The following is a 9160-nucleotide window of genomic DNA, read 5'->3' on the forward strand; positions in this document are numbered from 1 at the left end:
CCGCTTGGGGACACCGAGCTCGACGGGGCGGACAGACTTCGGGCCTTCGTTGCTGACATGGCCTTTCCGTGCGTCGGAGCGAAATCGGCGCTGGCGCGCGGAGGTCTCGTGATCCATCGGGCCAGCGACCTCACATCCGCCTGGGACGACCTTCAGATCTACGCAGCATTGATGGCGTTCGTTGCCCGCTATCGGACCGACCCCGCGCCATTCCAGAGCCTGTCCATCGTTTTTGAGGGCCCCGGGACGCTGGATGAAGCGGCTTTCGAAACCGCCCTGTGGCAGCGCGCGCAGTCGCTTTCGGACAAGATTTCTGGTTGGGCCAGACGCCGGATCCACGGGCCAGCGTCGATCCGGAGCATCCGGAGTTCGCCCTGAGCTTCGGCGGAGAGGCCTTCTTTCTCGTGGGACTCCACCCGGCCGCCAGCCGGCCGGGCCGCCGCTTCAAGCGCCCTACGATCGTCTTCAACCCGCACGCCCAGTTCCGGAACCTGCGTGAGACGGGCCGCTACGAGCCGATGCGGCGGACGATCTTGAAGCGGGACCTTGCTCTGGCAGGAACCGAGAACCCGATGCTGGCCCGGTTCGGCGAGGTGTCGGAAGCGCGTCAATACAGCGGTCGTGCGGTGGACGCGCACTGGCGTTGCCCGTTCCAGTCCAGGGCGGTCCTACTCCATGAGACATGAAATCGCCGCGCGCAGCGGGACAGCGTTCCGGCTCAACAAGGGCGACAGGCTGAAGGTGATCGATCCCCGGGGTGAGCAGGTGTCGGACCTGCTGGCCTTCAACGCCGCTGACACCGATGAGGTGATCTCATCGGGCCGCACGCTGGACTACGCCAGTCGGCTTTTCCTGACGACCGGCGACCCGCTCTATTCGAATCGAAGCCGGGTCATGCTGACTATCGTGGAAGACACGGTCGGTCGCCATGACTTCCTTCTGACGCCCTGTTCTAAAGACACCTTCCGGATCATCTATGGCGACACCGATCCCCATCGGGGCTGCTTCGGCAACCTCGCGGAAGCGCTCCAGCCCTTCGGGATCCTGCCGGACCAGATCCCGACGGCGTTCAATGTCTTCATGAACGTGCGGGTGGATGGCGAGACGGGCGTCCTGACGGTCGCCCCGCCCCTGAGCAAGGCTGGCGACCACATTCTGCTGGAGGCGCAGATGGACCTGATCGTGGCGCTGACGGCGTGCTCCGCGCTTCAGTCGAACAACCACAGCTTCAAACCGATCGAGTTCGAGATTGAAACCGCTCGCGCCGGGCAGGTTTCATGAGCCTGAAATCGGTTGTCCTGATAGCCGCCGCCCTGGGTCTGGGCTTGGCTGGGGCCTCTGCGCAAGCACAGGACTCGGCTTTGGCGCCGACCTTCGGTAACAACATCGTATCTACCCACCCGGACGGACGGCAGGCCCGGCTTTGGCTGAGCGCCGACCACACGTTCCGGGCTCAGGGACGTGGCGGCAACCGGTCGAGCGGCGCTTGGCGCGTGCGGGGAAGCCGACTGTGCCTGACCCAGCGGCGCCCGATCTCCATACCGTTTTCGTACTGTCATGCGTTCCCCCAGGTGGCGGTGGGCCAAGCGTGGAACGATACGGCCTCGAACGGCGACCATGTCGTCAATCGAATCGTGCGCGGGCAATAGGGAAACAGCGAAAGCCTCTGAGCGGCGCGATAGCCGCGACCGATTCTGACGTAGCCGCATGGCAGCCTCCCGCCATGACCTCCGACACTCAGCTCAACCCCGCCAACCTCGACGGTCTCGGCGGCGACTACTGGGACCACGCCCGGCGGGAGTATCTGGGAGGCGTGAAGGCGACGACCGTCTGCCAGCGGTACGGCATGTCGCTCAGTTCCTTCCGGCAGCACGCGCGGCTCGGGGCTGGCGGCGCATGGATCAGCCGGGATGCGAGGCGCCACCCGAGTTCGGCGAATACCATCCCGACGACAATGTCAGCTTCGCCGACCTGGCCGCCGAGGCCTTCCTCAACATCCGCCGGGCTCTGGGCATGGGGCGGGCGTCCGAGGCCTCGACCTGGATGCGCGTCTACGACAGCCTCGCCGATCGCGCCCGATCCGAGGTCATGGCCGACCTGCCCGACATCGCCCCGCCCTTGCTGGAGTCCAGACGCGAGCCCCTGAAGCTGGTCGCGTCCGAAGACTTGAATGTCAATTATTTGAATGCACTTCCAAAAATTCCTGAGATTACATCTCAGGAAATGGACTCCTTTCACCCTGTTTTTTCGGAGTCCAATGCGCCCTCAGACTTCCTTCTCCCGGTGGGAGAAGGTGGCTCGCGAAGCGAGACGGATGAGGGTCGGATTTCTCAGTCGGCGTAAGCCGTCGCGGGACGCCGGATACACCCGACCCTCACCCTTTCCGCCTGACCGATCGCTGCGCTCCCGGAGGCTCAAGCCCTCTCCCACCGGAAGAGGGATCAGATCCGCTCCGCCGCCTTGGCCGCGTCCCACAGGCCGTCCATCTCGGCCAGGTCCGACTGCTCCGGCGTCCGCCCGTCCTTGGCAAGCTCCGCCTCGATGAAGCCGAACCGGCGCACGAACTTGGCATTGGTCCCGCGCAGGGCGTCCTCGGGCTCGACCCCCAGTTTACGGGCCAGGTTGGCGACGACGAACAGCAGGTCGCCCATCTCCTCGCGGGCCTTGTCGAGGTCTCCGGCGGCGATCTCGGCCTTCAGCTCGGCGACCTCCTCGTGCAGCTTGTCGAAGACCTCATCCGTGCTGGGCCAGTCGAACCCGACCCGCGCCGCCCGCTTCGTCAGCTTGGCCGCGCGGTGCAGGGCGGGCAGGCCGACGGGCACGTCGTCTAGCACCCCGTGCTGGGCCTTGCCCGCGCGCTCCGCCGCCTTGATGTCCTCCCAGCGCAACTTCTGGGCCGGGCCCGAGATCTGAGGGTCCTCCTCGCCGAACACATGGGGATGGCGCCGGACCAGCTTGTCACACATGGCCTCGGCCACGTCGTCGAAGGCGAACAGCCCCTGTTCCTCGGCCATCCGCGCGTGGAAGACGACCTGGAGCAGCAGGTCGCCGAGCTCGGCCTTCAGCTCCCCCATGTCGCCGCGATCGATGGCGTCGGCGACCTCATAGGCCTCCTCGATCGTATAGGGGGCGATGGTCGCGAAGGTCTGTTCGACGTCCCACGGACAGCCGCCGTCCGGGTCCCGCAGCCGGACCATGATCGCCTTCAGCCGGTCCGTCGGGCTCATGCAGCGGTCCCGTCACGGGCCTCGAGTTCACGCCGGATCTCGTCGTGACGGGCCGGCGTCAGCGGATAGTTCTTCAGCAGCAGGGCCGCGCTGGCCAGCAGCAGGCCGGGCAGGGCGATGAACAGGATCTGGAGCACCAGCAGCGCGCTCCCGCTGTTGCCTCCCGCAGGCGGCACCGCCTGGAAGCCGACCCACTGCAGGATCAGATAGGGGATCAGGGCTACGACATGCCCGACCTTGGTCGTCGCCGACAGGATGGAGAACATCAACCCTGTCCGGTCCACCCCGGTCTCCAGCCGCACCTCGTCGCCCACGTCCGCCATCATGGCCCTGAGCAGGAACAGGCCCGCCGCATAGGGCAGGCCGGCGATGAACATCGCGACGGCCGTCAGGGCGAAGCTGCCGCCGGGCACAAGGGTCGCCCCGACATAGAAGACGGCGAACACCAGACTGGCCACGGCCAGCGCCCTGTCCTTGCCGATCCGCGTCGCCAGCCAGGCCCAGAAGGGCGCGCCGATCAGGCCGGCGACGAAATACAGCAGCATGAACAGCGACGCCTCGGTGTGGCCGTAGCCCTTGATCTGGCCGAAGAAGAAGAACAGCAGCGACCCCGTGATCCCCGGCGCGACGCCCAGAACCACGTCCGCCAGCAAAAGCTTGCGCACCGCCGGCCGCTTGAACAGGTCCAGATAGGCGCGCGGCCCCCCGTGCGGCGCGGCGCCGGCGTTGACCGGCTCCGGCACCACGAACAGGGCCAGGGCTATGGTGACGGGCAGTGCGATCAGGATGGCCCAGCCCATGATCCGCACGCCGTCGGCATAGTCCCCGAGGCCCGTCTGGATCACCAGCGTCGGCAGGATCAGGATCAGGATCACCCCGATGATGTTGAACACCTGCCACCAGCCATAGACCCGGCTGCGCTGGTCGTATTCCGGCGCCAGCACCGAGGCCCAGCCGAGCTGCCCCAGGGTCCCGATCGAGAAGCCGAGGTAGAGGACCAGCAGCCAGGAGAACAGATAGACCGGCCCGGCGCCGGGCTGGACCACCACGAACATCATGAAGGCCGCCAGCATAAGGATCGGGGTCGAGGCGACCATCCACGGGCGATAGCGGCCGAACGGGCTCCTGGTCCGGTCCATGGCCCAGCCGATGAAGGGGTCGAAGGTGATGTCGATCAGGCGGACCGCCATGAATACCGCCGCCACGACGCCCAGCTCCAAGCCTACATGGGTGGCGTAGAACTCCGGCAGTGTGACCGGCAGGGCCACGCCGAAGGCCGCCAGCGGCAGGCAGACCGACGAGAAGGCGGCGAGGACGCCGTTGCTGCGCCTCGTCGACGTGGGGGCGATGGCGTCGGACATGCAGGGTTCCAGCGGCGTCGCCTTGAGTCGGCGCACGCACTGATCATGCCAGTTTTGAGCGCGACGGAAGAGGGGCCTTGCTTGCACCGCAACGGTAAGGCTTCCTCTCTCCATGCGCGTGGCGATGGCGGGACTGATCTTGGCGGCGGCCCTGGCCTGGGGCCTGCCCGACGCCGCCTCGGCCCAGGGGCGATGCGAGACCCAGCGCGGCCAGTGGGCCGGTCAGGCGGTCGCCAACGCCATCTCCCTCTACTCCCTGGAGTGGACCCCGTTCGGGGCGACCGAATGGGGATGGGGGACCTATCTTCCCCTGCTCCAGAAGGAGATCGGCACCGACTGCGAGCCGGGCACGTCCGACTTCGCCTCATCCCTCGCGGCCTTCCAGACCCGCTATGGCCTTGCCGCCACCGGCGTCTTCGACCAGGCGACTTTCGTCGTGCTGAAAGGGGTGCTGCAGGAACGGCGGCCTTTCGTGATGGCGCGGGTGCGCGATGAGTGCCCTGATCCGCCGCCGCTGCGCGAGCTCGGCTATCTCGAGGCGCCAGAGGAGCATGCCGACCGGCTGACACGGCTCTTGAGGCGCGACGTGCTAGACTCCTACCGCCGCATGGTCGCCGCCGCCCGCGCCGAGGTCCCCGAGGTCCGCAATGATCCGGAGTTGCTGCAGATCTTCTCCGGCTTCCGCGATCCCGAGGCCGATGCGGCCCGTTGCGCGACAGAGCGCAACTGTGACGGGCTCAGGCGGGCGGTGTGTTCGCCGCACAGGACCGGCACGGCGGTCGATCTCTATGTCGGCCAGTTGCTCGGCATGGGCGTCGACTCGACCAGTCCGGCGAGCCGCCAGCATATGACCCAGGGGGCGACCTATCGCTGGCTGGTCCGGAACGCCGGCCGGTTCGGTTTCGTGCCCTATCTTTACGAGCCCTGGCATTGGGAGTGGGTCGGCGCCTCGGCGCGCTACGGTCCGCCGTGATCCGGGGGCTGACCGGGGCGGAGCAGAGACTGGCCCGAGGCGAGTTCGGGGACGCGCTCGACTTCGACAGCATCCGGCTCCTGCCGACGCCGTGGCCGTTCGATCGGGCGTTCGTTCCTGGGCGCTGGTTCGGGCGGGACTGGATCCTGTGGCCGGGCCGGAGCCTGCCTGGAGATTTCGCCGTCGCGCCCGTCGCGCTCCAGGCCGTGCTGATCCACGAACTGGTCCATGTCTGGCAGGCCCAGGCGGGGATGAACCTGCTGGCCGCGAAGATCAGGGCAGGGGACGGCCCCTCGGCCTATGGCTACCCCGAGGCGCCCTGCGGCTGGGACGCGCTGAACATCGAACAGCAGGCCATGGCGGTGGAGCATCGCTTCCGGGCGGGGCGGGGCCAGCGGGTTCCCGACGAGGCGTCGCTCTACGCAAGGCTATGTCCGATCGGCAGGGCGGGGGCTTGAACGGCGAGCGAGGATCGCCACATCTGCTACTGTAGTTGTTTCAATAATCAGGAAGCCAGTCGCCATGCGTCAGCCCGCCGTCTTCTTTGGCCACGGTTCGCCGATGAACGCCTTGGGCGGTCCCTATGTCGACGCCTGGCGCGCGGTCGGCGAGGCCACGGGCAAGCCGAAGGGCGTGGTCATGGTGTCAGCCCACTGGGAGACGCGCGGGATCGGCGTAACGGCGCAAGAGCGGCCTGAAACCATTCATGATTTCGGTAACTTCGGCCCGGAACTACATGCGATGCAGTATCCGGCGCCCGGGTCGCCGGAGCTGGCGCGGCGGGTCGCCGAGTTGGTCGGCGCCCAGCCCGTCAAGAAATGGGGGCTGGATCACGGAACCTGGTCGGTGCTGACCCACGTCTGGCCCGAGGCCGATGTGCCGGTCGTGCAGTTATCGCTCAATCGCGACCTGACGGCCCGCCAGCACTATGAGCTGGCGAAGGGACTGAAGCCCTTGCGCGACGAGGGCTATGTCATCGCCGGCAGCGGCGACTTCGTCCACAACCTGCGCACATGGAAGCGGGATGGCGGCGACCCCTGGCCGTGGGCGACCCGCTTTAACACGGCGGTGAAGTCGGCCTTCGTGCGCGGCGACCATGACGCCTTGATCGACTGGATCGATCTGGCCGAGGACGCGCAACTGAGCGTGCCGACCGATGAACACTATCTGCCGCTGCTCTACGTCGCCGCACAGGCCGAGCCGGGTGAGCCTGTCGCCTTCTTCAACGACGTGATCGAGGGCGGCTCGATCTCGATGACCGGCGTGCGGATCGGCTAACCCCGTTCCCGTGCACCCCGGCGAAGGCCGGGATCCAGATCACGGGTTCAGTCGGCCGGGACCTGAGCGCCGGCCTCATGCGCAAGCTTCCGCGTTCGCCATCTGGACCCCCGGCCTTCGCCGGGGTGCACGGTGAGAGGGGTGGATTGTCCGAACGAAAAACACACACTGACAATACGGACAAACCGACTAGTCGCCTGTGCAAATTTAATCGTTTGTCGCGTCTCGATGAGTCCGGCGGATGCGATTATGCGAAGCCCGACCAAATCTCTGCTCTGGTTGTCAAAGGCCCGATCGACACATGGTCGTCGGCAACCGGCCTCGCAAGACCCGAGGAGGAAAATATTCTTAGGCCAAGATCTTGCGGATCAGGCCGCCTCGGCCAGATCGACCAGCGACTGGATCGCGACATAGTCCGTCTTGCCGGTTCCGAGCACGGGTAATTCGCGCACCCTGACGATCTTCTTGGGTACAGCCAGTTCCGGCGCGCCGTGTTCGCGCGCCCATTCGGCGATCTTGCCCACGTCGGCGTCGCTGCGCTCGGTGACCAGGACCAGTTTCTCGCCCTTGCGGCTGTCGGCGATCGCTATGACGGCATGGCGTTGCTCGGGCCAGACGGACTGGACCAGACCCTCCACGGCGCTCAGGGAGACCATCTCGCCGCCGATCTTGGCGAACCGCTTCACCCGGCCGAGGATGGCGATATAGCCCTCGTCGTCGATGTCGACGATGTCGCCGGTGTCGTGCCAGCCGCCCGCCAACAGATCGATCTTCGTCGGATCCTCGGGCGACATGTAGCCGGCCATGACGTTGGGGCCGCGCAGGAACAGGCGCCGACCCTCGGTGATCCCTTCCACTGCCTCCAGTCGCGCCTCCATGCCGGGCAAAAGCTGGCCGACAGTGCCTGGCCGGTTGCGATCGGGGTGATTCACGGCGACCACGGGCGCAGCCTCGGTCGCGCCATAGCCCTCCAGCAGCTTCACGCCGCCGAATTTGGTGTTGAACAGGTGATGGGTCTCGTCGCGGACCCGTTCGGCGCCGGCGACCACGAACTGCAGGGTGCGGAAGTCGTCGGGCGAGGCCACGCGCGCCCACTGGTTCAGGAAGGTGTCCGTCGCGAACAGGATCGACGCGTTGACCTCGGCCAGCAGGGCCACGATCTGCTTGCCGTGCAGCGGGGAGGGGTACTGGAAGGTCTTCAGACCGTTCAGGATGGGCAGGATGACGCCCCCGGTGAGGCCGAAGCAGTGGAAGGTCGGCAGGGGATTGAACATCACCCAGTTCGGATCGAGCGGAATGTGGGCATTCACCTGACGCGCGTTGGCGACGAGGTTCTTCTGGCTCAGCAGCACACCCTTAGGGGCGCCGAAACTGCCCGAGGTGAACAGGACCACGCCCGGATCATCGGGCTGGACGGTGACGCGGAAGCGTTTGGGCATCAGCCCGGCCATCAGGCCGAACAGCTTGTCCTGCAGGCCGATGCTCTCTCGCACGTCGTCCAGCCAGACGATCTCGGCGACCGCGGCCAGCTGCGCAATCAGGTCCTCAAGTTTGGCCTGTTCGACGAAGCGGCGGGCGCAGAGGATTTTCCTGACCCCGGCCGCATCGATGGCTGCCTTCAGGTTCCGCTGGCCGGAGGTGAAGTTCAGCATCACCGGCACCCGCCCAAAGGCGTGCAGGCCGAAGAAGGTCACGACGACGCCCATCGACGACGGCAGCAGGATGCCGACCCGCTCGGCCGGCTGGGTCATGACCGCGATCTTGCGCCCGAGAACGAAGGCCGCCCGGATCAGCCCGGTGTAGGTGAGAGGCTTCCTGTCCTGGTCCTCCAGGATCTCCTTGTCACCGTAGCGGGCGCGGGCGGCGATCAGGGCGTCGAACAGGGATTCGTCGCCTGCCGATGGGTCGAGGCCGGGCCTAAACAATACGCGTCTCCTCCGGAGGGCATTGTCGCCGCCCCCTCGCTGTCAGGCGCGCAAACTAGTTAAGCGCCGCCACGATGAAAAGATGCGTTACGCAGGGTGAGGCTCTGGGCGCGCGAGGTGTCGGCCTTAATGTTTGACCGGCTCCGATCCCACGCTCGGGCCAGCTTCCGCCTTCGACGGTGGGCTCAACCGGTGACCGCAACACGCTAGCTTTTCTTCGGAGATGGAGCGTGGGTCATGAAGCAGCGGCGACGGATCTATTACTCGGCGGCCCAGAGGGCTGAAATCTGGGATCGCTGGAAGGCCGGCGAGTCGATGAGTTCGATCGGACGGCGGTTCGATCGGGAGTCCTCGTCGGTGTTTTCGGTGCTTTCGCCGACGGGTGGCATCCGGCCT

11 protein-coding genes are annotated in these 9160 nt (G+C 66.5%); 8 read left to right on the forward strand and 3 right to left on the reverse strand.

What is annotated here, in order from left to right; all coding sequences use genetic code 11:
• Window positions 1-57: 57 nt before the first annotated feature.
• The 5 genes from ACP7AU_RS02320 to ACP7AU_RS02340 all read left to right on the forward strand — a co-directional run bounded on the left by ACP7AU_RS02320 (window position 58) and on the right by ACP7AU_RS02340 (window position 2343).
• Window positions 58-378 (forward strand): YqcI/YcgG family protein, encoded by a 321-nt coding sequence (locus ACP7AU_RS02320; protein WP_426050406.1) that lies wholly within the window; start codon window positions 58-60, stop codon window positions 376-378.
• Complete coding sequence (gene gntA / locus ACP7AU_RS02325) at window positions 318-686, forward strand: guanitoxin biosynthesis heme-dependent pre-guanitoxin N-hydroxylase GntA (RefSeq protein ID WP_426050407.1); 369 nt, start codon at window positions 318-320, stop codon at window positions 684-686. Before ACP7AU_RS02320 ends, gntA begins: the two co-directional genes overlap by 61 nt.
• Window positions 676-1281, forward strand: a complete 606-nt coding sequence (locus tag ACP7AU_RS02330; protein ID WP_426035718.1) for a DUF1989 domain-containing protein — start codon at window positions 676-678, stop codon at window positions 1279-1281. The genes gntA and ACP7AU_RS02330 overlap by 11 nt, the downstream gene beginning before the upstream one ends.
• Window positions 1278-1649: a hypothetical protein gene (locus ACP7AU_RS02335; RefSeq protein ID WP_426050408.1), complete on the forward strand. Its 372-nt coding sequence runs from the start codon at window positions 1278-1280 to the stop codon at window positions 1647-1649. Before ACP7AU_RS02330 ends, ACP7AU_RS02335 begins: the two co-directional genes overlap by 4 nt.
• Window positions 1650-1896: 247 nt before the next feature.
• Window positions 1897-2343: a hypothetical protein gene (locus ACP7AU_RS02340; RefSeq protein ID WP_426050409.1), complete on the forward strand. Its 447-nt coding sequence runs from the start codon at window positions 1897-1899 to the stop codon at window positions 2341-2343.
• 98 nt (window positions 2344-2441) lie between these two features.
• Here ACP7AU_RS02340 and mazG read toward each other — a convergent pair whose 3' ends face one another.
• Both mazG and ACP7AU_RS02350 read right to left on the reverse strand, forming a co-directional pair.
• Window positions 2442-3227, reverse strand: a complete 786-nt coding sequence (mazG, locus tag ACP7AU_RS02345; RefSeq protein ID WP_426050410.1) for a nucleoside triphosphate pyrophosphohydrolase — start codon at window positions 3225-3227, stop codon at window positions 2442-2444.
• Window positions 3224-4624, reverse strand: a complete 1401-nt coding sequence (locus tag ACP7AU_RS02350) for an MFS transporter (protein WP_426050411.1) — start codon at window positions 4622-4624, stop codon at window positions 3224-3226. The genes mazG and ACP7AU_RS02350 overlap by 4 nt, the downstream gene beginning before the upstream one ends.
• Window positions 4625-4712: 88 nt before the next feature.
• Between ACP7AU_RS02350 and ACP7AU_RS02355 the strand changes: the two genes are divergently transcribed.
• The 3 genes from ACP7AU_RS02355 (at window position 4713) to ygiD (ending at window position 6839) form a co-directional block, all read left to right on the forward strand.
• Window positions 4713-5561 (forward strand): D-alanyl-D-alanine carboxypeptidase family protein, encoded by an 849-nt coding sequence (locus ACP7AU_RS02355; RefSeq protein ID WP_426050412.1) that lies wholly within the window; start codon window positions 4713-4715, stop codon window positions 5559-5561.
• Window positions 5558-6019, forward strand: coding sequence for a hypothetical protein (locus tag ACP7AU_RS02360; protein WP_426035730.1), 462 nt, complete (start codon window positions 5558-5560; stop codon window positions 6017-6019). Before ACP7AU_RS02355 ends, ACP7AU_RS02360 begins: the two co-directional genes overlap by 4 nt.
• A gap of 64 nt (window positions 6020-6083) precedes the next feature.
• On the forward strand, window positions 6084-6839 hold the full coding sequence (gene ygiD, locus ACP7AU_RS02365; RefSeq protein WP_426050413.1) for a 4,5-DOPA dioxygenase extradiol: 756 nt from the start codon (window positions 6084-6086) through the stop codon (window positions 6837-6839).
• A 368-nt stretch (window positions 6840-7207) separates the two neighbouring features.
• On the opposite strand, the gene ACP7AU_RS02370 is transcribed toward ygiD, so the two are convergent.
• Window positions 7208-8764: an AMP-binding protein gene (locus tag ACP7AU_RS02370; protein WP_426050414.1), complete on the reverse strand. Its 1557-nt coding sequence runs from the start codon at window positions 8762-8764 to the stop codon at window positions 7208-7210.
• Window positions 8765-9160: the final 396 nt, after the last annotated feature.

Source organism: Brevundimonas sp. SL161, from assembly GCF_049896985.1.
Taxonomy (GTDB): Bacteria; Pseudomonadota; Alphaproteobacteria; order Caulobacterales; family Caulobacteraceae; genus Brevundimonas.